Genomic DNA, 16,959 nt, shown 5'->3' with positions numbered 1-16,959 from the left:
CCGCGCCTAGAGGAGCTGGTCCGCCGCGCCATCCAGCAACAGCGCGCCCCGGGTGACGACCGGGTCCCCCGGCGACAGGCCCGCGATGACCTGCACCCGTCCCTCCACCGGCTGCGCCACGACGACGGGCCGCCGCTCGAAGGTGCCCGCGTCCTGCTGCACGTACACCACGGAGTCCTTGCCGTTGCGCAGCAGCACCGCCTCCACCGGCAGCGTCAGGCTGGCGTCCGGCGAGTCGATGCGCACGCGCCCGAACATGCCGGGCCGCAGTCCCGGCTCCTGCGTGTCCAGGGTGATGCGCACCGGCGCCGTCCGCGAGCCGCTCGCCACCACCGCGCCCACCGAGTCCACCTTCCCCTCCAGCGGCGCGTGCACTGACGGCATCGTCACCCGCACCCGCGCGCCCTCACGCACCAGCGGCAGGTCGCGCTCGAACACGTCCGCCATCACCCACAGCGCCGAAGGGTCCCCCACCTCCACCAGCACGTCTCCGCCCGGCTGCACGGCGATGCCCTCCGCCGCGCTCCGGCTCAGCACCGTGCCCGCCATCGGCGCGCGCAGCACCACGGTGGTGCCGCTGCCGGTGCCCACGAAGCCCACGGACGCCTGCGCCCGCGCCAGCTCCGCCCGCGCCTCCGCCAGCCGCGTCTCCGCGGACAGGCGCTCACGCTCCGTCGTGACGCCCTGCTCGAACATGCGCGCCTCGCGCTCGAAGGCGGACTGGGCCTCGCGCAGCGCCGCCGTCGCGGTGGCCACCGCCGTGCGCGACGCCGCGGCCTCCGGGCAGTCCAGCGTCACCAGCGCGTCGCCCGGCTTCACCGTGTCGCCCGTACGCACGTGGACGCTCACCACCCGGCCCGCCAGGGGCGCCACCAGCCGCGACAGCGCCCCGTCCCGGAAGGCCACGCGCGCGGGGGCCTGGAGCGCCGCGCTGCTGGCCTCCGCCTTCACCGGGGTGACGGTGATGAAGGCCCGCGAGGCCTCGGCGAGCTGCACCACGCCTTCCTTCAGGGGGGCGGGCGAGGCGCGCTCGGCGGGAGCGGAGGAGGTGCCCGCGCCCGAGCAGGCGGCGGAGAAGGCCCAGAGGCCAAGGAGCAGGGTCCTGTTCATGCCCCAGCCCCAGGGCAAGTCCCGGTCCACCGCGCCGGACGTTCAACCCACGAGAATCATTGAGGACGGCGACACTCAGCGAGCAGGCGCAACTGGTGCTTATTGAACCACCTGTGCACTTTCGCCACAGTGTCCGGCGTGCGCATCTCCACGAAGCTGGGCCTGGGCCTGACGCTGACGAGCGCCGTCATCCTGGGCGCCTACGGCTACAGCCAACTCCAGAAGGAGGAGCACGACCTGCGGACGGCCACCGAGCACGCAGCGCGACTGCTGGCCACGGCGCTCCAGGTGGCCATGGAGAACGCGCTGCGGGACGGGCAGGCGGCGGACGTGAACGAAATCCTCGAGTCGTTGGACCACCGGGACCCGACCGTGGACGTCTTCGTCTTCGATGCCCAGGCCGTGCCACTGGTGCGCTCCCCGGGCAGCTCGCAGACGCTGCACCTGGTGGAGGATGCCGCCCGGCGGGTGCTGAAGACGCACCACTCCCTCACCCACTTCGCGGGCCCCGAGAAGCTGTCGCACCTGCTCATCGTCCTGCCCCTGCACAGCGACGACAACACCAACGTGGTGGGGGCGCTCGCCGTGGTGAAGCCGCTGGACGGGCTGCGGCAGGACCTGGAGTCCACCAGCCGCGCCACCGTGCTGTCGGTGCTGACGCTCATCACCGGCATCTCCCTGGTGGGCTGGCTGCTGCTGATGCTCTACCTCCGACGTCCCCTGGAGCGCGTGGTGGGCGCGATGCGCGCGGTGCGCGGCGGCGACTTCACGGCCACCGTGACGCCCGGCAGTGACGACGAGGTGGGCGAGGTCGTCCACGCCTTCAACGGCATGGTGAAGGAGCTGGGCGAGGCGCGGCAGCGGCTGTCGGCCGAGGCCGAATCCCGGTTGGCACTGGAGGCGGGCCTGCGGCGCGTGGACAAGCTGGCCGCCGTGGGACAGTTGTCCGCGGGGCTGGCGCACGAAATCGGCTCCCCCCTGCTCATCCTCAACGGACGGGCCCAGGCCCTGGCCGCGCGCGCCGAGCTGCCCGACGACGTGCGGCGCAACGCGCGCATCCTGGTGGAGCAGTCGGAGCGCATCGAGCGCATCGTCCGCCAGCTCCTGGACCTGGCCCGCCGCAAGCCGTCGAAGCTGGAGTCCCTGGACGCGCTCGCCTCCGTGCGCGCGGTGGTGGAGCTGCTGGAGTTCGACGCGCGCGGGCGCGACGTCCGGCTGACGTTCCATTCCGAGGAGCCGCTCCCCCGCGTGCTGGCGGACGGAGACGGCTTGCAGCAGGTGACGCTCAACCTGCTCACCAACGCGCTGCGCGCCACGCCCCGTGGCGGCGAGGTGCGGGTGACGCTGGCGCCGTCCACCTTCCACCCCGCCCCCGGCCTGCGCGAGCGCCACGGCGTGCGCCTGTCCGTGGAGGACACCGGGGTGGGCATGGATGACGCGGCGCTGGAGCGCGTCTTCGAGCCCTTCTTCACCACCTGGAGCGCCCACGCCGGCACGGGCCTGGGCCTGCCGGTGGTGAAGGCCATTGTCGCGGAGCACGGCGGCGCCGTGACGGTGACGTCACGCCCGGGCCTGGGCACTCACTTCGTCGTGCACATTCCTTCCGAGAAGGAAGAAGGAACGGGGGCGGTATGAGCACTCCCAGAAAGCGCCTGCTCATCCTGGATGATGACGCGGGGGTGGTGGACTTCCTCTGCGAAGCCCTGGACGCGCGGGGCTACGAGGCGGTGGGACGCACCTCGCCCGAGGAGGCGCTGGCCCTCTTCGAGCGCGAGTCCTTCGACCTGGTCATCACCGACGTGGAGATGCCCCGCATGCGCGGCACGGAGGTGCTGGAGGCGCTGCTGACGCGCAAGCCGGGCCAGCTGGTGGTGCTCATCACCGCCTTCGGCAGCGTGGAGCTGGCGGTGGCGGCGGTGAAGGCCGGCGCCTGCGACTTCGTCACCAAGCCCTTCAACATCGACGCGCTCGTCCTCACGCTGGAGCGCGCCTTCCGGGAGCGGCAACTGCGCCGCGAAATCGTGCGCCTGCGCGCGGCCGTCCCCGGCGACACGCCCGGCGGGCTGGTGGCCCGCAGCCCCGCCATGCAGAAGGCGCTGGAGGTGTCCCGCCGCGCGGCGCGCAGCGACGCCACCGTGCTGCTCACCGGCGAGACAGGCACCGGCAAGAGCGCCCTGGCGCGCTTCATCCACGAATCCAGCGCGCGGCGCACCCAGCCCTTCCTCCAGCTCAACTGCGCGGCCCTGCCCTCGGGGCTGGCGGAGAGCGAGCTGTTCGGCGCCAGGCGCGGCGCCTACACCGACGCGCGCGAGGACCGGGCCGGCGTCTTCGTGTCGGCCGGCGGCGGGACGCTCTTCCTGGACGAAGTGGGCGAGCTGTCGCTGGAGGTGCAGGCCAAGCTGCTCCAGGCCCTGGAGACGGGACGCGTGCGGCCCCTGGGCTCGAGCACGGAGACACCCGTGCGCGCCCGCGTGCTGGCCGCCACCAACCAGCCGCTGGAGGTGTTGCTGCGTGAAGGCCGCTTCCGCGCGGACCTCTACTACCGCCTCAACGTCATCCGCATCGAGGTGCCCCCGCTGCGCGAGCGGCGCGAGGACATCCTGCCCCTGGTGGACTTCTTCCTCGGGCGCCTGGGCGAGCAGCAGCAACGCGAGGTGCTGGGCGTGTCCGCCACCGCGCTGAAGCGACTGCTGGCCCACGCGTGGCCCGGCAACGTGCGCGAGCTGGCCAACCTGCTGGAGCGCGCGGTGGCCCTGGCGGACCACGACACGCTGGTGCCGGAGGACTTCGACCTCCCGGGCGGCGGCGACAACGGCCTGACGTCGCTGCTCAGCCGGGCCTCGGGCGAGGACGCACCCCTGGAAGAGGTGGAGCGCGCCTATGTGCGCCGGGTGGTGGAGGCGCAGGGTGGCAACAAGGCCGCCGCCGCGCGCATCCTGGGCATCAACCGGCGCACGCTGTACCGCAAGCTGGACCTGGACGAATGAGGCCGCGCCTCAGTCCGCCAGCGGCATGCCCCAGTCCGGCTGGCCGCGCTCGCCCTTCACCCAGCGGTACACCTCCAGCACCTGCTCCGCCTTCGCCTTCCAGGTGAAGTACTTGAAGATGCGCTCCCGGGCGCGCTCACCCATGGGGCGGATGACGGACGGGTCCGCCGCCAGCTTCGTCAGCACCTCGCGCACGCGCAGGACGATTTCCTCCGGCGTCCCCATCTGGATGGCGAAGCCGGTGGCCGGGCTCACGATTTCCCCCGGGCCGCCGTAGTCCATGACGATGGGCACCAGCCCCAGCGCCATGGCCTCGCACACCACCGCGCCGCCGAACTCGCGCACGCTGGGGAAGCCGAAGATGTGGTTCTTCGCCAGCCGGCCCTGGAGTTCCTGGTGCTTCACCCAACCGGCGAAGGTGACGCCGGACTCGATTCCCTCACGCGCCGCCTGCGCCCGGAGGTTGGCCATCTCCTGACCGTCACCGATGTACTCCAGCACCACCTTGCCCTCGCGGATGAGCGGCGCGGCGGCCTCCATCAGCATGGCCATGCCCTTGTACGGCACGAAGCGGCCCACGAAGGCCACGCGCAGGGGCAGCTCCACCGGGCCCTCCGACTTCGCCGTGCCGAAGCGCCGGGTGTCGATGGCGTTCTCCGGCACGTACACCGTCTTGCCCTGCCACTGCCCCGACACCTGCCCCCGCGTGGCGCGCGAGCCGGTGATGATGGCGGACGCGTTCTCCCGCGTGGACTTGTAGAAGGGCATCAGCTTGTAGACGTCACGGATGTAGCTCAGCCACTCCTTCTCCCGCCGCCGCGCGCCGCCAAAGCCCTTGGGCCAGGGCAGGCCACCGTTGAGCGGCCCCATGACGAAGGGCACACCCGCCTTCTTGCACCGCGCCGCCAGCGTGCTGGGCGTGGTGGGGCTGATGGGCGTGTAGCGGTGCACCAGGTCGAACTCACCCGCCTCGATGCGCGGGCCGAAGCGGCGCCAGAGCACCTCCTCGAAGTAGTAGTAGGGCAGCGCGCTCAGCGCGGTGGCCGTCGTCCAGCCCACCCCCGTCTTTCCCCGCAGCACCTCGCCCACCTTGTCGAGCGGCTTCTCCACCGGCGTGGAGTCCAGCGCGGTGAACTGCGAGCCCTCCTGCACGCCCTGCTTGAGGATGTTCTCCCGGTTGCGGACGTGGGTGACCAGGTGCACATCCGCCACCTCGGCCAGCGCGCGGTAGAGCGACCAGCCTTCGAGCGGGACACTCACCCAGTCGGGGTTGCACAGCTCGGCAATCAGGAGGACGCGTGGGCGGGGAGCAGGCATACGTGCCACTCCATCTATCCCAACCCGCTCTCCGGATGTAGCCTCCTCCGGGTCTCGATGTACGCACCCGACCGGCCGCCCTACCTGCGCTACGGCGCACTGCTTGTCTTCCTGGTGCTGGCCACCGTGGGCGGCGCCGTCATCCACCCCGTGGTCGCGTTGGCCCCAGTGCTGTGCCTGGGGGTGGTGTGGGTCATCCTGAAGGTGCCGGTGAAGTACCCGGTGTTGGTGGTGACCTGGCTCGTCCTGGCGGTGGACTACGTGCCAGAGCGGCCCCAGTCCGGCCTGTGGCCCTCGCCGCTCCACCCGCTGGGCGAGCTGATGTTCGCGCAGCTCAGCTACATCACCAAAATCGGGGCGCTGCGCTTCCCGCTGGTGGACGTGCTCATCCTCGGGTTGATGGGGCTGGCGATGTACCGGCGGGTGACGAAGTCCACCATCGACCCGGAGCCGCTGCCCATGCCCCGGCCGCTCATCGCCGTGGTGGCGCTGTCCCTGGTCGCCATCCTCTGGATGGAGGTGCGCGGCATCGCCCGGGGCGGGGACATCAAGAACTCGCTGTGGCAATGGCACCAGGCCGCGATGATGCCCTTCATCGTGGCGATGTATCACTACGCCATGCGGGGCCCGGAGGACTGGCCCGCCTTCGCGAAGACCATCATCCTGGCGGGCCTCACCAAGTCCGCGGTGAGCACCTACTTCGCCATGGTCGTGGTGCACGAGCTGGGCGTGGAGGTGGAGTACACCACGTCCCACTCTGACTCGATGACGTTCGTCTTCGCCCTGCTGGTGGCGGTGATGCGCTTCGTCGAGAAGCCCAAGTCCGCGCACATGCTGCGCGGCCTGGCCATCATCGCCTTCATTGGCATTGGGATGATTTTCAACGACCGGCGCCTGGCCTATGTCAGCTTCGCCGGCTGTCTGCTGGCGGCCTTCCTCATCAACCCGTGGACGCCGCTGAAGCGGTTCCTGGTGCGGACGCTGCCGTTCTTCGCGCCCTTCATCATCGTGTACATCGCGGCGGGGTGGAACTCCGGCTCGTCCGTCTTCGCGCCGGTGCAGACCATCCGCTCGCTGATTGACGGCCAGGGCGGCGAAGGCAACCTGGACTACCGCGACATCGAGAACCTGGACATGATTGCCACGTGGGCCCAGTTCCCCATCCTGGGCACCGGCTACGGGCACGAGTTCCTGGAGCCCATCCCACTGCCGGACATCGCCTTCGTCTTCCCCCAGTACCGCTTCCACCCGCACAACTCACTGCTGGGGCTGTTCGCGTTCGGGGGGCTGCTGGGCTACACGGGCGTGTGGATGTACCTGGCCGTCACCATCTACCTGGTGGTGCGCTCGTATCACCGCACCAACGTCTCGGAGTACCGCGCCGCCGCGCTCGTCATCGTGGGACTGGTGGCCACGTACATCAACCAGGTGTTCGGGGACATGGGCATCATCTCGTACATCTGCACGTTCCAGATATCGCTGGCCGTGGCCATGACGGGGAAGCTCGCCGTGCGCACCGGCGCGTGGCCCATGCCCCACAGCCGGCTGCTGGGCCCCGCGCCCGCCGCGCCCGTGCCACCGCCGGGCGCCATCACCTATCCCAACGAGGACGCCCCTTCCTCCGCCGCGAACCCGCGCTGAGCGCGGCGGCTACAACAGGGTGCCCCGGAGGATGAGCTCCGCCGTGGTGAAGTAGATGACCAGCCCGCTGACGTCCACCAGCGTGGCCACGAAGGGCGCGGACGCGCTCGCGGGGTCGAAGCCGAGCCGCCGCAGCAGGAACGGCAGCATCGAACCCGCCAGCGTCCCCCACGTCACCACGCCCAGCACCGCCAGCCCCACCGTGAGGGCCACCCGGAAGGCGTGCTCGCCGTAGAGGTGGAACAGCGCCTGCCAGAGCAGGATGCGCGCCACGCCCACCGAGCCCAATACCAGCCCCAGTGACAGGCCGGACAGCAGCTCCCGCCGCAGCACGCGGACCACGTCCCGCAGGCGCACCTGCGCCAGCGCCAACGCGCGGATGACCAGCGTGGAGGCCTGACTGCCGGCGTTGCCTCCCGCGGAGATGATGAGCGGCACGAAGAGGCTGAGCACCACCGCGCGGGCAATCTCATCCTGGTAGCGCGTCATGGCGGTGGCGGTGAGCATCTCCGACAGGAAGAGCACCAGCAGCCAGCCCGCGCGCTTCTTCAGCATGGCGGGCAGGCCCACCTCCAGGTACGGCGCCCCCAGGGCCTCCGTGCCACCGACCTTCTGGATGTCCTCGGTGGCCTCCGCCTGCACCACGCTGACGATGTCATCCACGGTGACGATGCCCTTCATCCGCCCCTGGTCGTCCACCACGGGGATGGCCCCCAGGCCGTACCGGGCGAAGAGGCGCCCCACCTCCTCCTGGTCCGTGTCGTCCCGCACGCGAATCAGGTCCGTGCGCATCACCTCCCGCACCGCCTTGTCCGGCGTGGCCTGGAAGAGCTGGCGCAGGGAGACCACGCCCTCCAGTCGCTGGGCCTCGTCCAGCACATAGGCGTAGTAGACGGTCTCCACCTGCTCGCGGGCCTGCCGGCGCAGGTAGCTGAGGGCCTCGTCGATGCGCAGCTCCGGCCGCACCCGGACGAAGCGCGGGTTCATCAGCCCCCCCGCCGCGTCCTCGCCATACGCCAGCAGCGCCCGCACCTCACGCAGGGACGGCGCGTCGAGCAGGGCCAGCCAGGCCTCCCGCGCCTCGGGAGACAGCCGCTGCACGACATCCGCCGCGTCATCCGGCGCCATCGCCCGCAGCCACGTGCCCCGCTCCCCGGGCGAGAGCGCCTCGAGCAGCCCCAGTTGCGCGGGAGCATTCAGGGTGGCGAAGAAGTCCCGCGCGCGCTCGGGCGGCAGCAGGTGGAAACCATCCACCCGCTCTTGCGCCGACAGCGCCGGCCACGCGTCACGCAGCTCGTCTTCGTGGACCGGCTCGGCCTCGGGCTCCATCCGCCTCCCCCTCTTCCGCCAACCCAGGCAGGCGGCCCGGCGGCGTCATGGCGCGGGCTTGCCCGGCTCCACCGGCAGCACGACGTGAAAGGTGCTGCCCATGCCCTGGCTGCCGGGAGACTCCGCCCAGATGCGCCCGCCGTGGCGTTCGACGATGCCCCGCGCAATCGACAGGCCCAGGCCCAGCCCGCCGTAGGAAATCCCGTGCGCGCGGCCGAAGCGCTCGAAGATGTCCTCCAGCTTCTCGCCGGGGATGCCCAGCCCGTGGTCCACCACCTCCACGTGCACGCGCCCCGCCTCTTCGCGGGCGGCGAGCCGGATGCGCCCGCCCTCCGGTGAGTAGCGCAGCGCGTTCGACACCAGGTTGGTGAACACCTGGTCCAGCCGCTCGCGGTCTCCCGGCACCACCAGTCCCTCGGGGGCGTCCAGCTCGATGTGCTGGCCTTCGGGCAGCGGCTCGAAGTGCTCGGCCACGTCGCGCAGCAGCGCGCCCACGTCCAGCGCCTTCGGCTCCACGTGCAGCTCGCCCCGCTGGATGCGCCCCACGTCGAGCAGGTTCTCCACCAGCTTCGCCATGCGATTCACGCTGCGGTGGATGCCGTGCAGCGCCTTGTCCACGCCCGGCGCCAGCGTGTCGCCCGCCTTCACCGAGGCCAGGTGCGCATACCCCCGCGCGGCCTGCAGCGGCGTGCGCAGCTCGTGCGCCGCCATGGTGAGGAACATGTCCTTCGCTTCACTGGCCGCCCGCAGCGTCTCCACCGCCCGGCGCGCGTCGTCGATGTCCGTCGCCGTGGAGACCCAGCCGGCGAGCTGCCCCTGCTCGTCGCGCTCTGGAATCGTGCGCGTCAGGAACCAGCGGTACTCGCCATCCGCCCGCCGCAGCCGGCACTCCTGCTCCAGCGGTTGGCCCTCGCGCTGGGCTTCCTTCCAGGCGTTCCGAAGGCAGGAGACGTCCTCCGGGTGCAGGCAGTACAGCGTGTCCTTCCACTTCCGCCCCTGCTCCGGCGACAGCCCCGCGTAGTCCAGCCAGCCCCGGTTGGCGTAGCCGATGGTGCCATCCAGCAGCAGCTCCCAGACGAACTGGGGCATGGTGTCCACCAGCCGGCGGAAGCGCAGCTCGCCCTGCTGCTCCAGCATCCGGCGCTCGCGCTCCCACAGCGCGGACTCGTGCCGCTGGAGCCGCTGCTGCTGGAGGTACAGCCCGACGAAGGCCTCCACCTTCCAGCGCAGCACGTCCGGGTGGAAGGGCTTCACCACGTAGTCCGCCGCGCCCACCGCGTAGCCGTGCACCAGGTGGGCTTCATCGCGGCCGTGCGCGGTGAGGAAGATGATGGGCGTGTAGCGGGTGCGCTGGCGCTGGCGGATGAGGCGGGCCGTCTCGAAGCCGTCCACGCCGGGCATCTGCACGTCCAGCAGGATGACGGCGAACTCCTCCCGAAGCAGCCATCGCAGGGCCTCGGGGCCTGAAGACGCCCTCACCAACCGTTGACCCAACGGCTCCAGGACAGCCTCCAGCGCGAGCAGGTTGGCCGCGTTGTCGTCCACCAGCAGGACACTCGTGGCGAGCGGCTCCAGCCGGGTGAGCGCATGGAACGTGGGTTGCTCGGGCATTTTCACCCGCGATGCCTCCCTTCGTGCCTGACCCCTGGCGGTAATGCGCCAGGGGGGGATTTCGCAACGGGTCCAACCCGCCGTGCCCGCGGGTCTCCGCCAGGCGGGCGAACCCAGCGCCCCCCGGTCAGGACGGCCCCATCATGGTGCCGCCCCAGGACTCCCACCAGTCCGCGGAAGGCCCGCACCGGGCCAGTGACGGCCTGGCAACACCTTCCAGCGCGGCGGGACCTCCTACCGTGTGGCCCGCTACACCACCGCCCGCTGGAGCATCTGCGCGAGCATGTCCGCGCTGCGCTCGCTGCTGAACGTCGTCTCCACCTTGCGACGGCCCGCCTCACCCAGCCGGTGGGCCTCCTGCGCGTCGCGCGCCACGGCCTCCAGCTTGTCCGCCAGGGTGCGGGGCTGCTGCGGGGGCACGAGGATTCCGTCCACCCCGTCATCCACCAACTCCGGCACCCCACCCGCGCCCGTCACCACCACGGGCACGCGCATGGCCATGGCCTCCATGATGGCCACGCCCAACGGCTCCTGGAGGCTCGCCAGCGAGAAGATGTGCGCGCGCTCGATTTCACCGCGCACCGTGTCCTCGCTCACCGCGCCCAGCAACGTCACCGCGTCGCTCAGGCCCGTCTCCTGGATTTTGGCCTCCAGCACCTTGCGGTACGTGGTGCCGCCGGCCTCGTCCTCACCCGCGATGGACAGCCGCGCGTCCAGCCCCTTCGCGCGCAACATCCCCACCGCGTCGATGAGGTCCGCGTGGCCCTTGCAGGGGTTGAGGCGGCCGCAGGAGAAGATGCGCAGCGGGCCTTCACCCGTCCACGCCGAGTAGGGCACGGAGCGGTTGAACTTGCGCAGCTCCACGCCCATGGGCGCCAGCTCGATGCGCGACGGCAGCGCGCCGGCCAGCTCGTCATTCACTTCCTTGAGCAGCTTCTTCGTAATCACGAAGGCGAACCGCGCGTGCCGCCACTTCTCGCGCTGGTTGGGGCCGTAATCATCCAGCGGCCCGTGCAACGTCAGGCTGTAGGGCAACCCCGACAGGAGGTTCGCGAAGAGCGCCACGTGCGCGGCGTTGGCGCATGAATGGACGTGGACGTGCGTCCAGCCCCGCTCCCGCGCCAGCGACGCCAGCCGGCCGCCCATGACGGCGAAGGCCAGCAGCTGCGCGCGGCCCTTCGCGTCCAGCCCTTCCGCTCGGGCGATGGAGGCCAGACACCGGGCCCAGCCCGTGGGCATGGCGCGGGCCACCTCCGCGGCGGCCTTGGCGACCCCCAGCGGCCCCGGCGGCGTCAGGTACTCCGTGCGCGACATGGCCTCGCGCGCCCAGCTGTGCGAGATGATGCGCGCGGGAGGCGGACGCGTGGACACCAGTTCCGGCGTCACGCCCTTCCCCTGGAGCGCCTGCAGCTCGCGCCAGAAGAAGATGTGCGTCTGTCCGGGGAACTCGGGAATCAAATAGCCAATCTTCTGCACGGTGGATGGCATAACACGCCTGCCTGCCCCTGCCACGGCGTGGGTAGGCGCGTACCCAGCCCGTCACACTCGCTTCACGCTCGCGGTGGGGAGGGCTTCACGCGCCCCGCCGGGCCGACTGGGGAGCGCGCGGCGGAACGCCCGGTTCGGGAGGCGGTGACTGGCACGCGTCGCAGGCGCGCTCCGCGGCAGCCAGGCGGGCCGCCGCGCCCCGGACTGCCCGGAGAGGCCGTTGGGCCGGCGCCACGCGTTGCGCTATACCGAGCCCCTCCCCATGGCAGCCGATTCCAGCGCACCTCCCGCCGACGCCAGCTCGACCGACAGCGCCATTCCGTCCCCGGCGTTGCAACGGCTGTGGTTCGCCCTGGAGCGCCACGCGTGGAGCTTCCTCACGGTGGTGCCAGCCCACCCGGGTGCTCCGGCGCTGGATGCCGCCACGGCCGTGCTGGAGGCGGGCGCGCCCTACGCCTACACGCAGAAGGTCCACCTGGAAGACGCCACCGGCCTGTCGCCCACGGCCGCCGCGCAGAAGGTGCTGGAGCTGCGCGAGCGCGTGTCCCGGGGCGAGCGTGTGGTCGCCGTCATCGATTCGTTGATGACCCATCCGGCCAGCCTGCCGCTGGCGCTGGCCGCCGACGGCTGCCTCCTCTGCGTCACCCTGGGCGAGACGGACTTCGGCGCCGCCAGCAAGACCCTGGAGTTCGTGGGCCGCGAGCGCTTCCTCGGCAGCGTCACCTTTCCCCGGCTGACGAAGAAGCAGCGCCGGGCGGCGTCCCAGAAGAAGAAGGCATGAGCTCCACCTCCGCGCCCCGGCTCAGCGTCGTCATCGCCACGTACAACCGGCTGCCCCTCATCACCCGGCTGCTGTGGCAGCTGGCCGGGCAGACGCTGCCGCCCGAGCAGTTCGAGGTCGTCGTGGTGGACGACGGCTCCAAGGAGCCCACCCGCGAGCCGCTGCGGGCTCTGGCCCTGCCCTACACCCTGCGCGTGGAGGTGCAGCAGAACGCGGGCGCCGCCGCCGCCCGGCACCGGGGCGTCATGGCCGCCCGGGGTGACGTGGTGCTCGTCACGGATGACGACATGCAGGTGGCCCCGGACTTCCTGGAGCGGCACCTGGCGCACCATCCGGAGGGCTCGCGCACCGTGGTGCTGGGCCGCATCCGGCCGGACCCGTCCATTGGCGACATGCCGTTGTTCGAGCGCTGGTACGCGTACCTCAACAACCGCATGGCCGAGGAGCTCTCCACGCCCGGCGCCCGCGCCCGCGGCGTCCACCTGTTCACCGGCAACGTGTCCTTCCCCCGCGCGGACTACGCGGGCGTGGGCGGCTTCGACCAGTCATTGGGACAGTCGGAGGACGTGGAGCTGGGCGTGCGGCTGGAGAAGGCCGGCTGCGCCTTCGTCTTCGCGCGTGACGCGTACGTGCTGCACGGCAGTGACCACGTGTCCTTCGAGCGCTGGCTGAAGCGCGCGCACCGCTACGGGATGTTCGACACGCAGGTGGCCCGGAAGCACCCGGACGTGCGTGACGTCAATCCGTGGCGCCTGCTGTTCCAGACCCACCCCCTGACCCGCCCGCTGCTGGCCGCCACCCTGGTGGCGCCGGACGCGTCACGCGTGCTGACGCGCGCGGTGATGCACGCCGCCAACGCCGCGGACAAGCTGGGCCTGGAGAAGGCCGCCTTCGCCGGCACCTCCGTGGTGTACGGGATGGAGTATCTGCGCGGCGCGCGCGGCGAGGCCGGCGGCTGGACGGGCATTGCCCGCGAGGTCGCCCGCTACCTGCAGGGCCGGGGGGAGTAGTCACACACCATGCTGAAGGCCAGGGAATCAATGATTGGCTCGCTCGTCACGGATGCGCTGGAGCTGGCGAAGGCCGCCAATGGCAACTCGGACGCGAAGTCCATTGCCAAGGTGGTGCTGACCAGTGATTCGTACCGCATCACCGCGCTCAACCGCGCCCGCGAGGCCGCGCTGGCCTACCGCATCCCCCTGGTCAACCACGTGCTGCGCGTGGCGCAGACGGCGGTGATGGGGATTGAGATTGGCAAGGACGTCACGCTCGGCAAGGGCGTGTACTTCGTGCACAGCCTGGGCGTCGTCATCGGCGGCGACGCGCGCATCGGCGACCGCGTGCGCTTCTACGGGAACAACACCGTGGGCACCGCAAAGGACAACGGCTATCCCGTCATCGAGGATGACGTCTGGATTGGCGCGGGGGCCCGCATCCTGGGACCGGTGCGCATCGGCGCGCGCTCGCGCATCGGCGCCAACGCGGTGGTGCTCCAGGACGTGCCGCCGGACAGCGTGGCCGTGGGGATTCCCGCCCGCATCTTCCCGCGCAAGGACACGGACGACGTCGCGCTCTAGCGGGGCCGTGGAGGTCGGTTTGAAGCGTTCGCGAATGAAGTCGCGCGCTGGTGCTGTGGCGACAACGCGCCCATGGAGGACAGAGTGATGCGTTCGCGGACGAAGGCGGGTGCCGCTGTACTGTCGGGTGCGCTGCTGGTTGGTGGCACCGTAACCGTGGCGCGGGCCGTCGGCGCGGAAGCGCCGGGCACGAGCAACGAGGCCACGGCGGCGCCGGACACGAACAACGCAGCGGGCGCGAGCGGCACCACGACCACGGCGCCTGCAACCGGCACGGAGAAGACCGCGCCGGTGATGCTGTACGACGGCGGCCTGTCCCCCGGCTGGAAGGACCTCGGCTGGGCGCAGCGCGAGCTCCCCAAGGGCGCGCCGGCGCGCATGCGCCTGTTCAACTACGCCGGGTGGATTCTGTACCGGCCCAAGCTGGAGGGCACCTTCGGCGCGCTGTCGTTCCGCTTCAGCGCGCCAGAGTCCTTCGGCGAGTTCCTGGAGGTCCGGCTGGACGCTCCGGGCGCCGCCAGCTTCCCACGCGTCCCCATCATCCCCGAGCTCCAGGTCCGCAAGGACGGGGAGTGGTCGGAGATCGTCATCCCCATGGAGCAGCTCAACCCACGCGGCCAGCCGTTCGACCGCGTGGTGCTGCGCGCGTCCAAGAGCGTGGGCCGCGAATGGGTGCTGTTCGACAAGGTGGCGCTGGTGCCGCTGCCGCCAGACCTCGCCGCCGCGCTGGCCGCGGGGGGCGGACGCATGGGCCAGGGCAGTGGCCGCGAGGCGCCCATGACCATCGACTGCACCGCGCCGAGCCACCGCATCAGCCCGCTCATCTACGGCATCGCCTTCGACGGGTTGACGGAGAAGCGCGACAAGCACCAGTACGAGATGGGCGCCACCACGCGCCGCTGGGGCGGCAACCCCACGTCCCGCTACAACTGGAAGCTGGGCGGCGCGTGGAACACCGCGAACGACTGGTTCTACCAGAACGTCGACATCGGCCTGAGCTACGACGACTTCCTGGAGTCCAACCGCAAGCACGGCATGACGTCCGCGCTGACGGTGCCCATCCTGGGTTGGGTGGCCAAGGACGCGAAGTCGGTGGGCTTCCCCGTGTCGCGCTTCGGCCCGCAGCAGCAGGAGGACAACGGCTCGGGCAACGGGCTCACCCGGGATGGCACGCCGCTGAAGCCCGGCGCACCGACGCTCACCAGCACCGAGGCCCCACCGGAGTTCATCGCCGAGTGGATCCGCGCCATCCGGAAGAAGGACCAGGAGCGGGGGCAGCGCAGCGTCCAGACGTACATCCTGGACAACGAGCCCATGCTCTGGAACTCCACGCACCGCGACGTGCACCCGGAGCCGCTGTCGTATGACGGGCTGCTGGAGCGCACGATTGCCTACGGCACGGTGGTGCGGAAGGAAGACCCGGAGGGCCTCATCGCGGGCCCGGCCGAGTGGGGCTGGACGAACTACCTGTGGTCCGCGGCGGACTTCGCGCCGGGGAAGATGCCGCACTCCGACCGGCGCGCGCACGGCAACATGCCGCTGCTGCCCTGGTACCTGCGGCAGCTGCGCGAGCACGAGAAGAAGACGGGCGTGCGGCTGCTCGACATCGTGGACCTGCACTTCTATCCACAGACGAACGTCGGGGTCGGCCTGGAGGGCAACACGGACCCCGCCACCAACGCGCGCCGCATCCGCTCCACGCGCGGGCTGTGGGACCCCACGTACAAGGACGAGTCCTGGATTGGCGAGCCCATCCGGCTGATTCCGCGCATGAAGGAGTGGATCGCCGACCACTACCCGGGCCTGCGCATCTCCATTGGTGAGTACAACTTCGGCGCCTTCCGGCACATGAGCGGCGGGCTGGCCCAGGCCGAGGCGCTGGGCCGCTTCGCGCAGGAGAACATCTACTCCGCCTACTTCTGGCAGTACCCCACCGAGGGCTCGCCGGTGTTCTGGGCGTTCCGCGCGTTCCGGAACTTCGACGGCAAGGGGAGCCGCTTCCAGGACTGGTGGGTGCCCGCGAAGGCCGCCGAGGGCACCAGCGTGTTCGCCTCGCGCGACGAGGCGGGCGGGAAGATGGTGGCGGTGGTCCTCAACTTCGACCCGGACCAGGCCGCCCAGGCGCAGATTCAACTCAAGGGCTGCGGGACACTCGACAGCGTGCGCGTGCTGGGCTACTCGGGCGCACCTGGGGGGTTCACCGAGCAGACTCCCGGTGCGAAGGCCGCGGGCTCCCTGACCCAGCGGCTGCCGCCCTATTCCATGACCGTGCTCGACCTGACGGTGAAGAAGCCATGAGCTCCGCCGCGACGCCCGTCCCCCCGCAGACTCCGTTCACCACTGGCCGAGCGCGCCTGAACATCGGCCAGCTCGCCATCGACCAGCTCACCTTCGAGGAGGCGGTGACGGAGATTGGCCGGCTGGTGGACTCGCGCCAGGGCGGCTACGTGTTCACCGCCAACGTGGACCACGTGGTGCTGGCCGAGGACAACGCGCAGTTCCGCGAGGCGTACGCACGCGCCACGATTTCAGTGGTGGATGGGATGCCCATCGTCTGGGCCTCGCGCGCCATGGACGTGCCGCTGCCCGAGCGCATCGCCGGTTCGGACCTCATCCTCCCGCTGATGAAGCTGGGGGCGGAGCGCAAGTGGCGCGTGTTCCTGCTGGGCGCGGGCCCCGGCGTGGCGGAGAAGGTGGGCCGCATCGTCAGCGAGCAGTACGGCGTGGAGGTGGTGGGCTGGGATTCGCCCATGGTGCGCCTGGACGGCGGCGACGCGCAGAACGACCCGATTGTCGCGAAGATTCGCGAGAAGGACCCGCACCTGCTCCTGGTGGCGCTGGGCAGCCCGAAGCAGGAGGTGTGGATTTCGCAGGTGACCTCCAAGCTGGGGCCCACGACGGCGATTGGCATTGGCGCGGGGTTGGACTTCATCGCCGGCACGGCGAAGCGCGCGCCCGTTTGGATTTCGCGCGCGGGCTTTGAATGGCTGTACCGGCTGGTGAACGAGCCCAGGCGCCTGTGGCGGCGGTACATCCTGAATGACTCCCGCTTCGCCACGATTCTGCTGCGCGAGTTCTGGCAGCGGACGGGCGCGAAGAAGCCGGAGTAGCCGCCCGC

General features: G+C 70.9%; 13 protein-coding genes. 8 read left to right on the top strand and 5 right to left on the bottom strand.

Going from position 1 to position 16,959, the window contains the following annotated elements; all coding sequences use genetic code 11:
• Positions 1–6 precede the first annotated feature (6 nt).
• Entirely contained in the window at positions 7–1,110 is a 1,104-nt protein-coding gene (locus BLU09_RS20300; protein ID WP_143043156.1) for an efflux RND transporter periplasmic adaptor subunit, read from the bottom strand.
• A 138-nt stretch (positions 1,111–1,248) separates the two neighbouring features.
• Here BLU09_RS20300 and BLU09_RS20295 point away from each other — a divergent pair, with 138 nt between their 5' ends.
• Positions 1,249–2,745, top strand: coding sequence for a sensor histidine kinase (locus BLU09_RS20295; protein ID WP_244171886.1), 1,497 nt, complete (start codon positions 1,249–1,251; stop codon positions 2,743–2,745).
• Entirely contained in the window at positions 2,742–4,097 is a 1,356-nt protein-coding gene (locus BLU09_RS20290) for a sigma-54-dependent transcriptional regulator (RefSeq protein ID WP_090491195.1), read from the top strand. Before BLU09_RS20295 ends, BLU09_RS20290 begins: the two co-directional genes overlap by 4 nt.
• 9 nt (positions 4,098–4,106) lie before the next feature.
• Here the strand turns inward: BLU09_RS20290 and epsH are convergent, their stop codons facing one another.
• Positions 4,107–5,414, bottom strand: a complete 1,308-nt coding sequence (gene epsH / locus BLU09_RS20285) for an exopolysaccharide biosynthesis glycosyltransferase EpsH (protein WP_090491194.1) — start codon at positions 5,412–5,414, stop codon at positions 4,107–4,109.
• A 57-nt stretch (positions 5,415–5,471) separates the two neighbouring features.
• On the opposite strand from epsH, the gene wzy reads away from it, so the two are divergent.
• The gene (wzy, locus tag BLU09_RS20280; protein WP_186817872.1) at positions 5,472–7,055 is read left to right on the top strand and encodes an exopolysaccharide repeat unit polymerase; all 1,584 of its coding nucleotides are present in this window, start codon (positions 5,472–5,474) and stop codon (positions 7,053–7,055) included.
• A 9-nt stretch (positions 7,056–7,064) separates the two neighbouring features.
• Here the strand turns inward: wzy and mgtE are convergent, their stop codons facing one another.
• The 3 genes from mgtE to epsE form a co-directional block, all read right to left on the bottom strand.
• On the bottom strand, positions 7,065–8,384 hold the full coding sequence (gene mgtE, locus BLU09_RS20275; RefSeq protein WP_090491193.1) for a magnesium transporter: 1,320 nt from the start codon (positions 8,382–8,384) through the stop codon (positions 7,065–7,067).
• Between the two features lie 45 nt (positions 8,385–8,429).
• Positions 8,430–9,995 carry a response regulator EpsF gene (gene epsF / locus BLU09_RS20270; RefSeq protein WP_090491192.1) on the bottom strand — a complete coding sequence of 522 codons (1,566 nt, stop codon included), beginning with the start codon at positions 9,993–9,995 and terminating at the stop codon, positions 8,430–8,432.
• Between the two features lie 249 nt (positions 9,996–10,244).
• Positions 10,245–11,483 (bottom strand): exopolysaccharide biosynthesis GT4 family glycosyltransferase EpsE, encoded by a 1,239-nt coding sequence (gene epsE, locus BLU09_RS20265; RefSeq protein ID WP_090491191.1) that lies wholly within the window; start codon positions 11,481–11,483, stop codon positions 10,245–10,247.
• Positions 11,484–11,745: 262 nt separating this feature from the next.
• On the opposite strand from epsE, the gene BLU09_RS20260 reads away from it, so the two are divergent.
• The 5 genes from BLU09_RS20260 to epsA all read left to right on the top strand — a co-directional run bounded on the left by BLU09_RS20260 (position 11,746) and on the right by epsA (position 16,951).
• Complete coding sequence (locus BLU09_RS20260) at positions 11,746–12,264, top strand: hypothetical protein (RefSeq protein WP_244171885.1); 519 nt, start codon at positions 11,746–11,748, stop codon at positions 12,262–12,264.
• On the top strand, positions 12,261–13,274 hold the full coding sequence (gene epsD, locus BLU09_RS20255) for an exopolysaccharide biosynthesis glycosyltransferase EpsD (protein ID WP_090491189.1): 1,014 nt from the start codon (positions 12,261–12,263) through the stop codon (positions 13,272–13,274). The genes BLU09_RS20260 and epsD overlap by 4 nt, the downstream gene beginning before the upstream one ends.
• A gap of 9 nt (positions 13,275–13,283) precedes the next feature.
• On the top strand, positions 13,284–13,841 hold the full coding sequence (gene epsC / locus BLU09_RS20250; RefSeq protein ID WP_090491188.1) for a serine O-acetyltransferase EpsC: 558 nt from the start codon (positions 13,284–13,286) through the stop codon (positions 13,839–13,841).
• 87 nt (positions 13,842–13,928) lie between these two features.
• Entirely contained in the window at positions 13,929–16,139 is a 2,211-nt protein-coding gene (gene epsB, locus BLU09_RS20245) for a GH44 family glycoside hydrolase EpsB (protein WP_090491187.1), read from the top strand.
• Positions 16,136–16,951 carry an exopolysaccharide biosynthesis glycosyltransferase EpsA gene (gene epsA, locus BLU09_RS20240; RefSeq protein ID WP_090491186.1) on the top strand — a complete coding sequence of 272 codons (816 nt, stop codon included), beginning with the start codon at positions 16,136–16,138 and terminating at the stop codon, positions 16,949–16,951. The genes epsB and epsA overlap by 4 nt, the downstream gene beginning before the upstream one ends.
• The last annotated feature ends 8 nt before the right edge of the window (positions 16,952–16,959 follow it).

Origin of the sequence: Myxococcus virescens, from assembly GCF_900101905.1 — a bacterium.
GTDB lineage: Bacteria > Myxococcota > Myxococcia > Myxococcales > Myxococcaceae > Myxococcus > Myxococcus virescens.
Note: the sequence above shows the minus strand (reverse complement) of the source record. Positions and strands in the feature narration are given on the sequence as shown.

Bases quoted from the DNA above. Each gene is read 5' to 3' on its own strand.
- BLU09_RS20300 (WP_143043156.1), bottom strand. From the start codon at position 1,110: ATGAACAGGACCCTGCTCCTTGGCCTCTGGGCCTTCTCCGCCGCCTGC.
- BLU09_RS20290 (WP_090491195.1), top strand. From the start codon at position 2,742: ATGAGCACTCCCAGAAAGCGCCTGCTCATCCTGGATGATGACGCGGGG.
- epsH (WP_090491194.1), bottom strand. From the start codon at position 5,414: ATGCCTGCTCCCCGCCCACGCGTCCTCCTGATTGCCGAGCTGTGCAAC.
- wzy (WP_186817872.1), top strand. From the start codon at position 5,472: ATGTACGCACCCGACCGGCCGCCCTACCTGCGCTACGGCGCACTGCTT.
- mgtE (WP_090491193.1), bottom strand. From the start codon at position 8,384: ATGGAGCCCGAGGCCGAGCCGGTCCACGAAGACGAGCTGCGTGACGCG.
- epsF (WP_090491192.1), bottom strand. From the start codon at position 9,995: ATGCCCGAGCAACCCACGTTCCATGCGCTCACCCGGCTGGAGCCGCTC.
- epsE (WP_090491191.1), bottom strand. From the start codon at position 11,483: ATGCCATCCACCGTGCAGAAGATTGGCTATTTGATTCCCGAGTTCCCC.
- BLU09_RS20260 (WP_244171885.1), top strand. From the start codon at position 11,746: ATGGCAGCCGATTCCAGCGCACCTCCCGCCGACGCCAGCTCGACCGAC.
- epsD (WP_090491189.1), top strand. From the start codon at position 12,261: ATGAGCTCCACCTCCGCGCCCCGGCTCAGCGTCGTCATCGCCACGTAC.
- epsC (WP_090491188.1), top strand. From the start codon at position 13,284: ATGCTGAAGGCCAGGGAATCAATGATTGGCTCGCTCGTCACGGATGCG.
- epsB (WP_090491187.1), top strand. From the start codon at position 13,929: ATGCGTTCGCGGACGAAGGCGGGTGCCGCTGTACTGTCGGGTGCGCTG.
- epsA (WP_090491186.1), top strand. From the start codon at position 16,136: ATGAGCTCCGCCGCGACGCCCGTCCCCCCGCAGACTCCGTTCACCACT.